Here is a 15,892-nt window from a genome sequence, read left to right as displayed (position 1 = left end):
CCCCGACCCTCAGGCCGGGACGAACACTGCGGGGCCGGCCAGGTTCATCAGGACGTCGTGAGTCGTCCGTCCCACGGCTGCTCCGCTCCGCCCGCTCGACGCTGCGAGGACGAGCAGGAGACTGGTGGGGGCGGCGTCCGCGAGAGCGACGGCCGCGGGGCGTCGGAGTCCCCGCACATGGACGGCCAGCCCCGGCGCTGTCTCGATCGCCAGCCGGCGCGCGGCCGCGAGAAGGCGATCGGACGCGCTGACCACGTCGACGTCGCGGTCGGCGCCGCCGAGGGGAGTGCTGACGTCTCCGTGGATCAGGGTCAGCTCCTCCCCGAGGGCGGCGGCCTCCGTCGCGGCGAACCGCACAGCGCGATACCCCGCCGAGCTGTCGGCGACACCGACGGCGACGCCGCGCCGCGTCCGGCCGGAGGCCTCCGGGATGATCGCCACCGGGCAGAGCGCTCCTGCCACGAGTCGCAGGCTCCGCGAGCCGAACACACGGCCGCGGAGGAATCCGGTCTTGTGGCTGCCGACGACGACGATCGCCGCCTCGGCGGACGCGGCGATCAGCTGCTCCATCGCGTCGCCGAGGACCATCAGCCCGCGCACCCGCCCGATGCCCGCCTGCGAGCGAGCGCTCATGACGGCACGGTCGAGGACGGAGCGGGAGGCGTCGTCGCCATCACCGTCGCGACCCGATGCGTGCAGGAACGCGAGATCGAGGTTGAGACGCGCGGCTCGCTCGATCGCCCAGCGCGTCGCCGCGTCGCTGGGACCCGAGCCGTCGACTCCGACCACGACCGGATCAGGCATCACGTCACCTCCTCACCCGAGCCTGATCGAGGCGTGGGCCCGTCCCCAGGGCCGAACGTCCCGATACCCGGAAGAGCCCTCGTTCACCCCGATACCGCGAACGAGGTGGTCACTTCTCGGGAAACGATTCCCCCGGTGAGGGGGCGCAGGCGATCATGGAGTGCTGGGTCAGCCGACCGACGGCGGAGCGGAGCACGCATGCCCCATCTCGACCCGTCGTCAGGCGAGGACCGCGTCGACGGTCCCTACCAGGACGGCGTGCAAGGCCGCCTGCGAGCGCTCCTGCGCGCCAATCGCGCCGTCGTCGAGGACATCGACCTCCCGGCCGTGCTGCGCCGCATCGTCGATGCCGCCGTCGAACTCGTCGACGCCCGGTACGGCGCCATCGGCGTGATCGGGAGTGATGGGTCACTGGAGGAGTTCCTCCACGTCGGGATGGAGCCCGACCTGGTCGCCTCGATCGGTCACCTCCCGGAGGGCCACGGCCTGCTCGGCGCGCTCATCGGCGATCCGCACCCGATCCGCGTCCCCGACCTGACCGTCGACTCCCGAGCCGTCGGCTTCCCCGCCCGGCACCCGCCGATGAAGTCGTTCCTCGGCGTCCCGATCCGCGTGCGCGATCAGGTGTTCGGCAACCTCTATCTCACTGATTCCCGCGCGGGCGCCTTCACCTCGAACGACGAGCACCTCGTCATCGCGCTCGCGGCGACCGCGGGCGTCGCCATCGACAACGCCCGCCTCTACGCCGAGACGCGCCTCCGCCAACGGTGGGCGCAAGCAGCGGCCGAGATGACCTCGGCGATCCTCGCCCCTGACGACGACGACGTCATCGGCCTCGTCGCCACGCGCATCCTCGATCTCGCCGGCGCGGATCTCGTCGGCGTCGTCTTCCCGACCGAGGACCCCGAGCAGCTGCGCATCGGTGTCGCCCGGGGGGTGGGGGCCGAGGCGTTCGAGGGCCGGATGATCGACGCGCGCGACTCGATCTCGGGGAGCGTCCTCGCCGGCGGCCAACCACGGGTGCTCGATCGGATCATGACGGCGACGAACGGCGGCACGCCCACGTCGGGCGGCCCGGTCCTCGCCGTCCCCCTGATCGCCGCCTCCCGGGCGCTGGGTGTGCTCGTCGTGACGCGCCGGCCCGGGCGTCCGCTCTTCACCACCGCCGACGTCGAGATGGCGTCCGACTTCGCGGCCTACGTCAGCGTCGCGATGGAGCTCTCGGCCGCACGAGCCGATCAGCAGCGGATGGCGCTGCTCGAGGACCGCGGGCGCATCGCCCGCGACCTGCACGACCACGTCATCCAGGAGCTGTTCGCCACAGGCCTCGACCTGCATCAGGCCGCCGGGGCGCTGCCGCCGGGACGGGCCGCGACGAGGATCGAGCGCGCGGTCGCGAGTCTGGACGAGAGCATCTCCCACATCCGGACGGTCGTGTTCGCCCTGACCGCGAACCACGACGGCAGCGGGACCGTCCGTCACCGGATCCTCGACCTCGCCAACGAGCTCGCGCCTGTTCTCGTGCGCACCCCGAACATCAGCTTCGCCGGCGCCGTCGATCTCCTCGTCGTCGACGACCTCGCGGACGACGTCCTCGCGGTCGCCCGCGAGGCCCTCACCAACATCGCCCGGCACGCGGAGGCGACCGTCGTCACTCTGCACCTGACCGTCGCCGACGGCGCCGTCGTCCTCGAGCTCAGCGATGACGGTGGCGGATTCAGGGAGGGCGGCCGGCGCAGCGGTCTCGCGAACCTCGAGCAGCGCGCTCGGGCTCGAGGAGGCTCGTTCACGATCACCAGCGTCCCCGGCGACACCCGCGTGCGCTGGAGCGTCCCGTTCCTCCCGACGATCCCCTCGGAGCAGTCATGACCCGCGTCTTCCTCCTCGACGACCACGAGATCGTCCGGCGGGGTCTCGCGGAGCTGCTCGGGTCCGAGCCCGACCTCGAGATCGTCGGTCAGGCCGGCACCGCCGCAGCGGGGCTCCGCGAGATCCTCGCGCTGCGCCCCGACGTCGCCGTGCTCGACGTGCGCCTCCCCGACGGCAGCGGCATCGACGTGTGCCGCGATGTGCGCTCCCGGGATCCGCGCGTCCGCTGTCTGATCCTCACCGCCTACGACGACGACAAGGCCCTCTACGCGGCTGTCATCGCCGGCGCCTCCGGCTATGTGCTCAAGGACATCCGCGGGAAAGGGCTCATCGACGCCGTCCGGGCCGCCGCCGCCGGTGACATCCTCCTCGAACCGGCGATCGTCGCCGCGGTCACCGCTCGCCTGCGCGGAGAGCACGCGGTCGACCCGCGCCTCGCCGGGCTCACCGAGCGCGAACGGCGGATCCTCGCGCTGATCGCCGACGGCATGACCAACCGGCAGATCGGCGTCGAGCTCTCCCTCGCCGAGAAGACGATCAAGAACTACGTCTCCAGCGTCCTGAGCAAGCTCGGCCTCGAGCGGCGCACCCAGGCGGCCGTCCTGCAGACAGAACTGCGCCCTCCCAGTCCGCGGTAGGGCCTGGGAGGGCGCAGTGGTGCGCCGTTCGATTCGGGTCAGACGGCGGTCTCGGTCGTCTCCTCGCGGGGGAGGACGATGTCGTTGATCCGCACGTTCACCGCAGTGACCTCGAGGCCGACGATGGTCTCGACCGCGAGGATGATCGCGGAACGGACGTCGGACGCGACCTTCTGCAGGCTCATCGGGTACTCGGCCGTGAAGGTGACGTCGATGCCGACCGTCTGCTCGGTCACGGCGACGGTGACGCCCTGGTGATGATTGACGGTGTTGAGTGCCCCGCGCACGGCACCGAGGACGCGGGTAGCGGCACCGCCCAGCTCGTGCACGCCGGTGACCTCCGACGCGGCGAGACCGGCGACGGTCGCGACGACGTCCTGGTCGATGGTCGTGGTCCCGAGCTCGCCGCCGATGGCGGTGGTCGAGACGATCGGGTCCGCGGTCGTGGGTGTGGCGGCCATGACGGCTCCTTCTCCGCCCGTCACCGGGCATCGCGGAGACGGCTCACGATCGCGTGTCTGCGATCGTGCCGCCGTTCCTGCGATCGACGCTACGGGGCGGGCTCCCGCGGTCGTAGGGCCGAAGGTCCCGGGCCGGGTGAGCGCGGATCAGGGTTCGAGGTCACCCGGATCCGCGGCGGGCGCGTCGGCGCCCAGGATGAGCACCGTCCCGCCCGGGTCGACGGAGAAGGCGGCGGCGTGTTCGACGGTCAGGGTGGTCTCCTCAGGAGGTTCTTCGGAGCGGGTCGCTCAGGTGCGGGGCCACGAGGATCTTCACCGCGGTCTCCTTGCGGTCGATGAGGGTGTCGAAGCCTCCGTCGATCAGGCGTTCCAGCGGGATGCGCGCGGTGATGAAGGGGGCGAGGTCGACGTTCCCGGACTGGACGAGGGCGATGGTCGCGGGGTGGTCGTCGACGTAGGCGATGGTGCCGCGGAGATCGATCTCCTTCAGCACCAGCTTCTGCATGTCGATGCTCGCCCGGCTGCCCCAGATGGAGACGTTGACGATCACGCCCGCAGGCTTCACGGCGTCGATGAGCTGATCGAGGACGGCGTTGACGCTCGTGCACTCGAACGCGACGTCCACGCCGATCCCGTCGGTGAGCTCGTGCACGCGGGCCAGGAGGTCCTCGGTCGTCGGGTCGATGACGACATCGGCCACTCCGGTCTCGCGGGCCATCGCCTGCCGGGCGGCACCGGGCTCGGAGATGATCACCCGGACGCCTTCCGCTGTGAGCACCGCGGCGAGCAGGAGGCCGATCGGCCCCGCTCCGCCGATGAGCGCCGTGTCGCCGCGCTGGGCCCCGCTGCGGGTGAACGCGTGGTGCCCGACCGCGAGGGGCTCGATCAGTGCCGCCTGATCGAGCGGGATGCCGCCGATCGGATGCACCCAGCGCCGGTCGACGACGACCGTCTCGCTGAGTCCGCCCCCGCCTCCCGCGAGTCCGATGAAGCCCATGCTCGTGCAGAGGTTGTAGTGCCCGGCAAGGCACGGAGCGCAGTGCCCGCAGACGAAGTACGGCTCGACGACGACGTTCGCGCCGACCTCGAGGTCGGTCACCCCGTCGCCGAGGGCGGTGATGGTGCCGCTGAACTCGTGCCCCATCGTGACCGGCACCTGCTCGTGCGTCAGCGGGTGGGGGTGCCCGGCGGGCGGGATGAAGATCGGACCCTCGAGGTACTCGTGCAGGTCGGTCCCGCAGATGCCGCACCAGGCGACGTCGATCGCCACGGTCCCGGGGCGGAGCTCCGGCTCGGGGACGTCGTCGAGGCGGATGTCGTGCGGGCCGTGGAAGCGTGCGGCTCTCATGAGGTCTCGATTCACGTGTCGGGGGGAAGGAGGGAGAGGGTCCCGCTTCAGTAGGAGGAGACGACGATGTCGTTCTGCAGGTGCGTGATGCTGGGCGAGGACCAGGCGGCGCGCTCGGCGGCGCGACGCTCGGGCCAGCTGCTGACGGTCCCGCTGAGAACGAGGCGCGTGCCGTCGAGGTGCGCGGTGACTCGTCCGGCGTCGACCGTCGCGTCGCGCACGAGCGCGTCGCTGATCCGGATCAGGGCGTCGGCCGCGCTGGGTCGTGCGCGCAGGGTGATCATCGACAGGACGTCCTTGATGCCGGGGACGTGGGCGAGCGCGTCGCGGGCGCTCTGACGCTCGAAGTCCCAGTGCACTTCTCCGGCGAGGACGACGGAGCGTCCGTGGATCTCGGCGGTCACGGTCTCGGGGATGAAGCGTCCGCTCGTGAGCGCGGTCTGCACGCTCTCGGCGAAGTCGCCGTCGCTGATCGACGCGGAGCGGGCGGAGTGGACGGTCAGCTCGTCGACGAGGGTGCGCACGCCGTGCACGCGGAGGGCCGCGGTGCAGGCGTGGAGGCGCTCGAGGTACGTGGGGGTCTCGCCCGAGAGGGTGACCGCGCCGTGGTCGACGGCGACTCCGATCGTGGCGGCGTCGACGTCCGGGGTCCAGTTCAACTCGTCCTGCACAGCGAGCTGGATCTGGTGATCGGTGCGTGCGGGGGCTGCGAGGGTCATGATGCGTCCTGCTCCGTGATCGCGGAGACGGCTCGCGACCGTGCGTGTGCGCTGGTGCCGCCGCTCCTGCTACCGACGCTAGGCACCGCTTAGGCGCGGCTGTAGTGCCGAAGGTCCCGGAACCGCCGGGACGGTGCGATCAGAAGCCGGGACGTTCGCCTCTATCCCTCCGCCGTTCGTCCGCGCACGCTCGAGAGAAGACCTCACCGCCGCACCGCGCGGCACCGGGGCGGAATCGAGCGTCATGACCGCGCCCATCGTCGTCGGGCTCTCCGACTCCTCCCACAGCAGGGCCGCCCTCGACTGGGCTCTGCGCCGTGCGGAGCGCACCGGCACCCCGGTCCTGGCCGTCTTCGTCTCCGACACCGATGCCGCTGCCGGGCATCCCGGCGCGGCGAGCCTCCAGGCGGCCCACGGCGAGGTCGTCCTCGCCCGCGACGCTTTCGGAGCAGCGTCCAAGGCCCCCGACATCTCCGTCACCACCGCGCTGCGCCGCGGCCGCCCCGTCGACAAGCTGACCGAGGACGCGCGAGGTGCCCGGATGATCGTCGTCGGAACCCACGACGACCGGAACGGGGCGGAGCCCGGCACCCGGCACTCGCCTGCCGTGGACCTCGCCGCGCTCTCGACAGCCCCGGTCGCGGTCATCCCGATCCCGCAGTCAGGACATCACGGCGGCATCCTCGTCGGTATCGACGGATCGCCGGCCGCACGCGCCGCGGTGCTCTTCGCCGCGAGGGACGCGGCCGAGCTCGACGAGCAGCTCACCATCGTCCACGTGTGGACACCGCTGCAGGCCTGGGTCCCCGGCTTCGTCCCCGACCAGGGCTTCTACGACCTGCTCCGGACCGCCAGCCTCGACCTGCTCGCCCTCGAAGTCGCCGCCGTTCACGCGCAGTTCCCGGACCTCGGCGTGCACAGCAGGTCCGAGACCGGTGACCCCGCGACCGTCCTCACCCGCCTCGGGAAGGACGCCCTCGAGATCGTCGTCGGCGCCACCTCCCGCCACGGCCTCCAGCGTCTCCTGCTCGGCTCCGTCGCGCACGACACGCTGCGCGGCGCCTCACGGCCCGTGATCGTCGTCCCCGACCCGGCGGTATCCGGATGACACTCGCCCGAGACCAGGAGAAGCCCATGAGCACCCGATCGAACACCACCCTCGTCGAGCTGACCACCGAGGAGTGCTGGCGTCTGGCGCGCTCGACGGACGTCGGCCGCCTCGCGGTCATCGATCACACCCCGTCCACTCGCGGCCCGAGCGCCACGATCGTGCCCGTCAACTTCCTCGTCCACGACGGAGCGATCTTCTTCCGCAGTGGCCCGGGCAGCAAGATGATGGACATCACCCAGCACCCGCGCGTCGCGTTCGAGTTCGACGGGCACCGCGGCCGGCGCTTCTGGTGCGTCGTCGTCCACGGCGACGCTCACCGGCTGAACTCCGACATCGACATCGAGAACTCGGGCATCCAGCAGCTCGAGGCGTTCCACGACGACGACAAGAACAATTTCATCCGCATCGACGTCGTCTCGATCACCGGCCGGTCCTTCTTCCGCTGGCCCGTCTACCGCCTCCGCCGCGCCCTCCGCGCGTACCGGGCGCGTCGCCCCAGCCCGACCAGCCTGCGGACCGCAGAGTAAGGAGCGCGCGCCGTCGGCCGCTCGGTGGAGACCTCACCGGGTCCTGAGGGGTCCGCCGCCTGATCATCACCCTGTCGTGCCGTCGCCGGCGTCACCGTACGACGACGCGGACGAAGGCGACCGGGCGCTCCGCCTCGGCGTTCACGTAGGCGTACTCGCGGGCCGTCGAGAACGCGACGTGCTGCCCGGTGGTGAGGGTCAGATCCTCCTCCCCGTCGCGTGCGAGGAGGAGGGTGCCGTCGGTGACGAGGAGCATCTCGTGCCAGCCGTCGGGGTCGGGCTGCGCGTCGTAGCGCTCTCCCGGCCCGAGCGTCCAGGTCCACAGCTGCGACTCCTCGCGGGAGGGGACCGAGGCGAGCAGCACGGCGACGCTCGCCGGATCCGCGCCGCGCCAGGCCACCTCGCCGATCGACGTCGCAGAGCCGCCGGGTGCCGAGACGAGCGCGGTGAAGCTGGTGCCGAGGGCCTCCGCGAGGCGGTCGACGCCGGTCAGGCTGATGTTGGCCTCTCCGGCCTCCACGTTCACGATCGTGCGCCGGCTGATGCCCGAGCGCTCCGCGAGCGCGGCCTGGCTGAGGCCCGCGTGCTGTCGGGCCTGCCGCAGGTTGCTGCCGACGTGGGCGAGGACCGAGGACGGTTGCATGCGCACTATTCTGCACCCTAGAGTGTGCAGAATGCTGCACTTCCCGCTCCTCCGCTCCCTCCGGTTCTCGAGGCCCGAGTGGGCGCTGATCGGCATCACCGCGGTCTGGGGCGGGACGTTCCTCGCCGTGCACGTGGCGATGGAGCACAGCGGTCCGCTGTTCTTCGTCGGGGTCCGCTTCGTCGTGGCCGGGCTGATCAGCGCCCTGGTCTTCCACCGGACCCTGCGCGGGATGCGGTGGATCGACCTCGGTGCGGGCGCGGCGATCGGGGTGATGATCGCGCTCGGCTACGGGCTGCAGACCTTCGGCCTGCAGAGCATCCCGAGCAGCACCTCCGCGTTCCTCACCGCCCTCTACGTGCCGCTGGTGCCGCTGCTGCAGTGGGTCGTCTTCCGGCGGCGACCGGGGGTCCTCACCCTGGTGGGCGTCGCGCTGGCGTTCGTCGGGCTCCTCTTCGTGGCCGGGCCGCAGCCGGGAGTCGCGCTCGGCGCGGGCGAGATCGCGACGCTCGTCAGCACGATCCCGATCGCCGCCGAGATCATCCTGATCGGCGTGTTCGCCGGCCGGGTCGATCTCGGGCGCGTGACCGTGGTGCAGCTGCTCGTCGCCGGCGTGCTCGGGTTCGCGGCCATGCCCGTCGCGGGAGAAGCGATCCCCGCGTTCTCCTGGGTGTGGCTCGTCGCCGCCCTCGCGCTGGGGGCGAGCAGCTGCCTCATCCAGCTGACGATGAACTGGGCTCAGCGCTCCGTCTCGCCCAGCCGCGCCACGATCATCTACGCCGCCGAGCCGGTCTGGGCCGGAGTCGTCGGCCGCCTGGCCGGCGAGCGGCTGCCGGGTCTCGCGCTGGTCGGCGCCGCGCTCATCGTTGCGGGGACGGTCGTGAGCGAGCTGCGGCCGCGGGCGCCACGCGTCTCTGGAGCGGAGCGCGCGGGCGGCGACTCCGTCGACGACGGGGCGAGGGACCCGGCCCCCGTATGACGACGGCCGCCTCTGCGGAGGGGCGCCCGTCGTCGGGGCAGCACGATCGCCTTCCCAGGGCGGGCGCCGCTCAGCGCAGCGCCCAGTAGGGCAGCGAGGCGACGACCGCGCCGAGCACGATCAGCACGGCGCCGGTCGTGGGCGAGGCCCTCACCTCGCCCGAGCCGAGGTGCTCGGCGACGTAGGAGAGCGCGTCGTGGGTCCGCTTCCGGGCGCGCAGTCCGACCGCGAGCAGCACGAGGCAGGGCAGGCAGTAGATCACGGCGTAGCCGGCGAGGACCAGCAGGCCCTCGGCGGGGCCGAGCCGGGCGTCGAGGAGGCGCTCGATCGCGATGAAGTAGGGGAACGCGTTGGGCAGGTCGGCGCCGGTGAGCAGCGCTCCGAACGGCAGCGCGGTCAAGGGGGTGAACCAGCGAGGGAGCGCGATGCGCCGGCGCGGCCGCGTGCGGAACCGCCGGATCCCCGAGACGACCAGCACGACCCCCGCTGCGGCGAACGCCAGGTAGCGGATGCCCTGCACGATGCCGTCCACGGCTCCGGCCGCCGCCCCCGCGCCGAGGAACAGGGCGGCGCCGGCGCCGAACACCGTGAGCGCGGCGCCGAGGACCGTCACGAGCGCCGTCAGTGCCGGACGGCGCGGGGCGGCCAGGAGGATGAGGGTCACCGCGACGATCGTCGCGGGGTTGAAGGCGTCGAGCGCGGCGAGCCCGGCGATCGCGAGCAGGAGCGGCCCGCTCACGGCGCGGCCCGGCGCACGGGGACGACGGGCAGCGCCCGGGTCCGCCTGCGCTGCATGGCGGGACCCTAGCGCACCCGCCGTCCGGCGAGCCGAGTGGAGCCGACCGGGTCAGCTCGACGTCAGGGCCTCGCGGAGCTTCACCCGCGAGCCCATCCGCAGCAGCGAGTTCGTGTAGATCGTGCTGGCCACGGCCATCACGGCGGTCGTCGCCACGATGAGGAGCGCCAGCGAGACGAGCGGCTCCCACCAGTCGGCCTCGCCGAAGAACAGGCGCACGGGCATCGCGACGGGAGCGCTGAACGGGACGTACGACAGGATCGTCATGACGAGCGCGTTGTCGCCGAAGAGCACGACTCCGAAGTACGGCACCATGACGAGCATCATCGCCGGGGTCATCACCGAGCCCGTGTCCTCCTGGCGCGAGACCAGGGCGGCACCGGCCGCGAAGACGCTCGCGACGAGGACGAACCCGAAGACGAAGAAGACGACGAACCAGATCAGCGGCGCCGACAGCAGGTCCAGCAGCTCGGTCTGGCCGGTGACCGCGAGCCCGAGGGCCGCCGCGGCCGCGATGGCGGCGGCGGTGCCGACTCCGATCACCGAGTTGCCGAGGATCTTCCCCGCGAGCAGCGCCCGGGCGGGAACGGCCGCGAGCAGGATCTCGACGATGCGCGACTGCTTCTCCTGCACCGTGTTCTGCATGATCGTCGCGCCCGAGCCGAGGACCGCGAGCATGAAGACCAGGCCGAAGGCGAGCCCGATGAGGGTGCGCAGACCGGACGGGGTCTCGGAGGCGTCGAGGAGCTCGACCGCCGGGCTGACGGAGAGCGAGGAGACGAGCCCCTCGGGGGCCTCGTCGAGGGCGACGACCGAGAAGCCGACCGCGGAGTCGTCGGGGACGAGGGCCGCGTCGACCGCTCCGTCGCGGACCAGGTCCTCCGCGTCGGCCCGTGTCGCGACCTCGGTGATCTCGAGGGTGTCCGCGTCGGCGACGGCGGAGGGCACGGATCCGACGACCGCGACCGGAGTCGCCTCGGCGGTGCGGTTGCCCAGCACGCTCGAGAGGACGATGCCGCCGATCACGAGGGCGAGGGTGATCACGGTCGACACGATGAACGCCTTCGAGCGGACCTGCGAGAGGATCTCGCGCTCGGCGACGAGGAGCGTCGCGCCCCAGGTGCCGAGCCTCGCGTCGCGGGGGGCGTCCGGACGAGGGGCGCCGCCGGTCGCGGGGGCGGGGGTACGGGTGCTGGTGCGGGTGCTGGTGCTCATCAGGCTGCTGCTCTCTCGTCGGCACCCGAGGGTGCACTGACCACGATGTCCCGGAAGATCTCTCCGAGGGTCGGCCTCACCGGCCGGAAGGACGACACGGTGCCCCGCTCGACCGCCGCGCGCAGGACCGCGTCGGCGGCCGCCGCGTCGGCGTGGAAGAGGGCCGACGTGCCGGCGAGCTCGGCCACCTCGACGCCGGGGAGTCCGCGGATCCAACCGACGTCGCCGGTCATCTCGAGCGACCAGCGGTCGCCGGAGTGCTGATCGCGCAGCGCCTCGCGCTCGCCGGCCGCCTGCACCCGGCCGCCCGCGATGATGACCAGGTCGTCGCAGAGCCGCTCGACCACGTCGAGCTGGTGCGAGGAGAAGAGCACCGGCACCCCGCGCGCGGCGTGCTCGGCGATCACGGCGACCACCTCGTCGACGGCCAGCGGATCGAGCCCCGAGAACGGCTCGTCCATGATCAGCACGTCGGGGTCGTGCACGAGCGCCGCGGCGACCTGGACGCGCTGCTGGTTGCCCAGCGACAGCGCCTCGAGCTTGTCCCGCCGGCGCTCGATGAGTCCGAGCCGCTCGAGCAGGTCGTCGCCGCGCTGCACGGCGGTCGCCTTGTCGATGCCGTGCAGGCGCGCGAGGTAGGCCAGCTGCTCGCCGATCTCCATCTTGGGATAGAGGCCGCGCTCCTCCGGCATGTAGCCGAAGCCGTGCAGGGCGGCCTGGCCCACGGGCGCGCCGTCGAGGGTCACGGTGCCGGAGTCGGGGCGGAGGACCCCGAGGATCATCCGCATGGTCGTGGTCTTGCCCGCTCCGTTGCCCCCGACGAAGCCGGTGAGCCGCCCGCGGCCCACGTCGAAGCTGACGTCGTCGACGACGCGGCGCTCGCCGAAACTGCGACTGATGTTCTGCACGCTGAGCATGCGACCTCCCGGGATCCGTTGACACCTCCACGCTAGGAGCGGGCCGGATCGAGCGCTTCCGGCCCGGGGGTGAACCCGCGTCTCCGCCTCGGGACGGAGGGAGGACTCAGCCCACCAGGCCCGACCGGTAGGCGTAGACGACCGCCTGCACCCGGTCGCGCAGCGCCAGCTTCATCAGCACGTTCGACACGTGGGTCTTCACGGTGGCGCGCCCGACTCCGAGCAGGTCGGCGATCTCGTCGTTCGAGAGCCCCTGCGCCATCAGCCGCAGCACCTCGACCTCGCGCGGGGTCAGCTGCTCGGGCCCGGTCGGCGCGGACGTCCGCGAGCGGTCGGCGGCCACGGCGCGCTCGATGACCGCGCGGGTCAGCTCGGGTGCGAGCAGCGCCTCCCCGGCCGCGATCGCCCGCACTCCGTAGACCAGATGCTCCGGAGGGGAGTTCTTCAGGAGGAACCCGCTCGCTCCGGCGTCGAGCGCCTCGAGCAGGTAGTCCTCGCGGTCGAAGGTCGTCAGCATGAGCACGCGCACCGGCGTCCGGGGATCGGCGAGCAGCCGCCTCGTCGCCTCGATCCCGCCGATGCCCGGCATCTCGACGTCCATGCACACCACGTCGGGGCGGGTGCGCGCGACGAGCTCGAGCGCCTCCTCGCCGCTGGAGGCCTCTCCGACGACGTCGATCCCGGGCTGCACCGAGAGGATCGTGCTGATGCCCTGGCGCATCAGGGCGTGGTCGTCGACGAGGACGACGCGGACGTCGCTCATGCCGAGACTCCCAGGGGGACGGCGACGCGGACGACCCAGCCGGAGCCGGCGCGCGGCCCCGCCTCGAGCGTGCCGTCCAGTGTCGCCGCGCGCTCGCGCATGCCGAGGAGGCCGAGGCCGCCGTTGCGCTGGCGGGGGCCCGGGCGGCCCAGTCCGTCGTCGGCGACCTCGAGCTCGACGGTGGACCCGCTGTAGCGCACGTGGACGCGCGCCCTCGTGCCGGGGCCGGCGTGCTTGAGCACGTTCGTCAGCGACTCCTGAGCGATGCGGTAGAGGTTCAGCCCGACCAGCGGCGGCACGTCGAACGGCTCGCCGACCTGCTCGAGCGTCACTCGGAGCCCGGCCGCCTCGGCGTCGGCGATCAGCGCGGGGAGGGAGTCGAGGCCGAGCGACGCGGTGACCGGGTCGAGCACGGACTCCTCGTCCCGGAGCGTGCCGAGGAGCTGGTACAGCTCGCCGACGGCCGCGCGCGACGTGCCCTCGAGGGCCTCGAGCTGCCCGCGGGCCCGGTCGGGGTCGGAGTCGAGCAAGGTCCGTGCCGCCGCCGCCTGGACGCCCATCAGCGAGACGTGGTGGGCCACGGCGTCGTGCAGCTCCCGCGCGATGCGCAGACGCTCGATCGTGATGGCCTGCCGGGCGACCTTGGCCTGCTCGTTTTCGAGCTGCCGGGTGCGGAGGTCGGTCAGGGCTCGCTGGCGCGCCGACGCCCACGCGTGATTGCCGAACCACCAGGACCCGGCGAAGTAGAGGACGTTGATCAGGATCTGCTGGAGGAGGTACGCGGCGACCGGAGTGAGCGCGCCGATGCCCGCGCCGTCGAACTCGAGGTCCTGCGTGCTCGCGCGGAAGAAGGTCACGAGCAGCCAGACGGCCATCCCGACGACCAGCACCCCGCGCGCCCAGTCCGCCCGCGCCCGCCGGGGCTCCCAGGCGCCCACGCTGTACATCGCCATGAAGAGGGCGATGTTGCTGATGGTGAGCTCCGGCACGCGCAGCTCGCCGACCAGGACGAAGGCCACCGCGGTCACGGCGAGCACCGGCACGGGGGCACTGCGGCGGACGGCGAGCGGCAGGATCACGAGGGCGAGGACGCCGATGCTCGCCGCGGGCTCGGCGCCGTCCGGGTACATCCCGATCGCGCGCCCGAGCACCAGCGAGAGGATCGAGGCGCCGAACAGGGCGGCGGCGGTCGCGGCGTCGGCCCGGCGCTGATCGGCCGTCACGGACGGCCTCCGCCACTGGCGCGAATCGGGGTCGGCAGTCATCTCGCGGGCCAATCTACCGGCGGCTCGCGGGAGGGGCGTCCCCCGCTCAGCGGAGGGCGCCGGACGCTCTCGCGGCCACGACGTCGTCGGCCCACCGCTCCCGCCCGTGCCGTGGAGAGACGTGCTTCACGGCGCAGGCAGGAGCACGGCCGGAACGTTGTCGACCTTCACCGAGTCGTAGTCGGCGTAGCCGTCCGGCACGTCGACGACGCTCATCCACCAGTTCAGGCTCTCGCCGCAGACGTCTCCTCGGATCGCGCTCACCATCTCGAGGCTGTCCGCCGGAGCGTCGGTCACGAAGGACGCGGGCACCGTCTCGCAGGTGGGTCCGGGGAGGACGACCGTGATCTGGTCGGGGAGCGGACCGGGACGGTAGGAGGCCCGGCTGCTGTCCGTCGCCCCCACGGGTCCGGGTGAGGTCAGGGAGGGGGCGGAGTCGAGCCGCAGATCCTGCACGGAGGAGTCCGTGATGACGAAGCGGACCGTCGGCGCCGGGCAGTCCAGCACGGCCGGATCCCGGCACTCCCGCTCGGGGGAGACGGCCTGCAGGAGGGCCCGGCCGAGCCGGAGCTCCTCCGGGACCTGCACGTCGAAGGCCAGGGATCCGTCGCTCGCGACGTCGACGTCGACACTCGCCCGCACCGGGTCCGCCTCCACGATGGAGCGGAGCTCGAACCGCTGCATCGTGCCCGTCTCGAGTCCGTCGCACGGCCCGTCCGGTCCGCGATGCACCGAGAGCACGCCGCCCAGCTCGATCTCGCCGATCTCGGACTGGAGGACGCACGCGTACTCCACCGTCACCGCGGTGCGGCCGGCTCCGGAATCGGTCGACCCCGCCGCCGAGCACCCGGGCACGGCGCCGACGAGGACGCAGACCCCGCTGAGCACCGCCTTCCTCCGGGTCATGAGGGGAGTCCTGGAGTCATGAGGGAAGTCAGGCACACGGCGGCCGGGAGGGCAACCGTGCTCGTCCGCCGAGAGCCGTCGGAGCAGCGCACCGCGGCCACCGGCGCGGTGGAGGGGACGCCTCAGCTCCCGGGATGGTGCACGGTGAACTCCACCCGCAGCGCCGGGGCCGTCCGGCGGTCGTAGACGATGGTGAGGTAGCGGCCGTCGATCCGCGCTCCGATCGCCACGAGGTGCGGTCCGGCCTGGAGGAGCCGGGCGCGGTGGGGCTCGCGGTCGACGATCACGCAGGTGCTCTCGAGCAGATCGCCGCGCGAGAGGCGGCCGGTCGTCGTGGCGGTGGGGACCTTCACGGGGACGTGGTGCGGGTCCTGGGCGCGGAGGACGTCGTTCGCGTGCGCAGCGAGTCGGAGCTCGAGGGAGTTCTTCGGCTCGGCCGGTCCGACCTTCGCGGTGCGGACGGCGTCCCAGAGAGTGGGGTAGCGGATGCGGACGACCTGCTCGATCATCCAGCGCGGGAGGGTCGAGGACTCCGCCCGTTCGATGGCGCGGGTCTGCTCGGGGGTCAGCGGGACGAAGTTGCTCGGGTGGTTCCGGTTCAGCGGGTGCCGGAAGTAGGAGTACGACAGCGAGGCGCCGACGACGCGGGCACGGGCGGTGATGGTCGTGGCCGTCAGCTCCGAGAGGTGGGGCTGGGGCGCGAAGCCGAAGACCTGGCAGCCGAGGGTGGCGAGGGTCGCCTCGATCCTGGCCGGGTTCTCGGCGTCGGATCGGGCAGCGTTCTCGAGTCCCGGTCTCGCGGCGGCCTCGGATCCGGATTTCGCGGGGTTCTCGGCGTCGGGTCTCGCGGGGGTGATCGTGGTCATGGGGTGATCTGCTCCAGTGGCATCGACGTGTCGGCCGGTCGCACGAGTGGTCCATGCGCGGGCAC

17 protein-coding genes are annotated in these 15,892 nt (G+C 72.4%); 5 read left to right on the top strand and 12 right to left on the bottom strand.

The features are described 5' to 3' along the window. Positions 1-9: 9 nt before the first annotated feature. The gene (locus IOC53_RS08040; RefSeq protein WP_207404450.1) at positions 10-804 is read right to left on the bottom strand and encodes a universal stress protein; all 795 of its coding nucleotides are present in this window, start codon (positions 802-804) and stop codon (positions 10-12) included. A gap of 198 nt (positions 805-1,002) precedes the next feature. On the opposite strand from IOC53_RS08040, the gene IOC53_RS08035 reads away from it, so the two are divergent. Together IOC53_RS08035 and IOC53_RS08030 are read left to right on the top strand one after the other, a co-directional pair. Beyond that, complete coding sequence (locus IOC53_RS08035; RefSeq protein WP_207404448.1) at positions 1,003-2,673, top strand: GAF domain-containing protein; 1,671 nt, start codon at positions 1,003-1,005, stop codon at positions 2,671-2,673. After that, entirely contained in the window at positions 2,670-3,311 is a 642-nt protein-coding gene (locus IOC53_RS08030) for a response regulator transcription factor (protein ID WP_207404442.1), read from the top strand. Before IOC53_RS08035 ends, IOC53_RS08030 begins: the two co-directional genes overlap by 4 nt. Positions 3,312-3,349: 38 nt before the next feature. Here IOC53_RS08030 and IOC53_RS08025 read toward each other — a convergent pair whose 3' ends face one another. From IOC53_RS08025 to IOC53_RS08015, 3 genes are all read right to left on the bottom strand, one after another. After that, positions 3,350-3,772, bottom strand: coding sequence for an Asp23/Gls24 family envelope stress response protein (locus IOC53_RS08025; protein ID WP_207404438.1), 423 nt, complete (start codon positions 3,770-3,772; stop codon positions 3,350-3,352). 262 nt (positions 3,773-4,034) lie between these two features. Further along, positions 4,035-5,120, bottom strand: coding sequence for a 2,3-butanediol dehydrogenase (locus tag IOC53_RS08020; RefSeq protein WP_207404435.1), 1,086 nt, complete (start codon positions 5,118-5,120; stop codon positions 4,035-4,037). A gap of 47 nt (positions 5,121-5,167) precedes the next feature. Next, a complete protein-coding gene (locus tag IOC53_RS08015; protein ID WP_207404430.1) occupies positions 5,168-5,839 on the bottom strand; it encodes a BON domain-containing protein in 672 nt (223 codons plus the stop codon). A gap of 244 nt (positions 5,840-6,083) precedes the next feature. On the opposite strand from IOC53_RS08015, the gene IOC53_RS08010 reads away from it, so the two are divergent. Together IOC53_RS08010 and IOC53_RS08005 are read left to right on the top strand one after the other, a co-directional pair. Further along, a complete protein-coding gene (locus IOC53_RS08010; RefSeq protein WP_207404426.1) occupies positions 6,084-6,947 on the top strand; it encodes a universal stress protein in 864 nt (287 codons plus the stop codon). 26 nt (positions 6,948-6,973) lie between these two features. After that, on the top strand, positions 6,974-7,477 hold the full coding sequence (locus IOC53_RS08005) for a pyridoxamine 5'-phosphate oxidase family protein (RefSeq protein ID WP_207404423.1): 504 nt from the start codon (positions 6,974-6,976) through the stop codon (positions 7,475-7,477). A gap of 91 nt (positions 7,478-7,568) precedes the next feature. Here IOC53_RS08005 and IOC53_RS08000 read toward each other — a convergent pair whose 3' ends face one another. Continuing rightward, positions 7,569-8,120: a helix-turn-helix domain-containing protein gene (locus tag IOC53_RS08000; protein WP_207404419.1), complete on the bottom strand. Its 552-nt coding sequence runs from the start codon at positions 8,118-8,120 to the stop codon at positions 7,569-7,571. A 31-nt stretch (positions 8,121-8,151) separates the two neighbouring features. Here IOC53_RS08000 and IOC53_RS07995 point away from each other — a divergent pair, with 31 nt between their 5' ends. Next, positions 8,152-9,099 carry a DMT family transporter gene (locus tag IOC53_RS07995; protein WP_207404416.1) on the top strand — a complete coding sequence of 316 codons (948 nt, stop codon included), beginning with the start codon at positions 8,152-8,154 and terminating at the stop codon, positions 9,097-9,099. 70 nt (positions 9,100-9,169) lie between these two features. Here IOC53_RS07995 and IOC53_RS07990 read toward each other — a convergent pair whose 3' ends face one another. The 7 genes from IOC53_RS07990 to IOC53_RS07960 all read right to left on the bottom strand — a co-directional run bounded on the left by IOC53_RS07990 (position 9,170) and on the right by IOC53_RS07960 (position 15,827). After that, a complete protein-coding gene (locus tag IOC53_RS07990; protein ID WP_207404413.1) occupies positions 9,170-9,838 on the bottom strand; it encodes a GAP family protein in 669 nt (222 codons plus the stop codon). Between the two features lie 108 nt (positions 9,839-9,946). Next, positions 9,947-11,110: an ABC transporter permease gene (locus IOC53_RS07985; RefSeq protein ID WP_207404403.1), complete on the bottom strand. Its 1,164-nt coding sequence runs from the start codon at positions 11,108-11,110 to the stop codon at positions 9,947-9,949. Next, positions 11,110-12,027, bottom strand: a complete 918-nt coding sequence (locus tag IOC53_RS07980) for an ABC transporter ATP-binding protein (RefSeq protein WP_207404400.1) — start codon at positions 12,025-12,027, stop codon at positions 11,110-11,112. The genes IOC53_RS07985 and IOC53_RS07980 overlap by 1 nt, the downstream gene beginning before the upstream one ends. A 106-nt stretch (positions 12,028-12,133) precedes the next feature. Continuing rightward, positions 12,134-12,790, bottom strand: a complete 657-nt coding sequence (locus IOC53_RS07975) for a response regulator transcription factor (protein ID WP_207404390.1) — start codon at positions 12,788-12,790, stop codon at positions 12,134-12,136. Further along, on the bottom strand, positions 12,787-14,055 hold the full coding sequence (locus IOC53_RS07970; protein ID WP_207404385.1) for a sensor histidine kinase: 1,269 nt from the start codon (positions 14,053-14,055) through the stop codon (positions 12,787-12,789). The genes IOC53_RS07975 and IOC53_RS07970 overlap by 4 nt, the downstream gene beginning before the upstream one ends. Before the next feature lie 126 nt (positions 14,056-14,181). Further along, positions 14,182-14,961: a hypothetical protein gene (locus tag IOC53_RS07965; RefSeq protein ID WP_207404382.1), complete on the bottom strand. Its 780-nt coding sequence runs from the start codon at positions 14,959-14,961 to the stop codon at positions 14,182-14,184. Positions 14,962-15,083: 122 nt separating this feature from the next. Further along, positions 15,084-15,827, bottom strand: a complete 744-nt coding sequence (locus IOC53_RS07960) for a hypothetical protein (RefSeq protein ID WP_207404379.1) — start codon at positions 15,825-15,827, stop codon at positions 15,084-15,086. Positions 15,828-15,892: the final 65 nt, after the last annotated feature.

It is taken from the genome of Rathayibacter sp. SD072, from assembly GCF_017355185.1.
GTDB lineage: Bacteria > Actinomycetota > Actinomycetes > Actinomycetales > Microbacteriaceae > Rathayibacter.
Note: the sequence above shows the minus strand (reverse complement) of the source record. Positions and strands in the feature narration are given on the sequence as shown.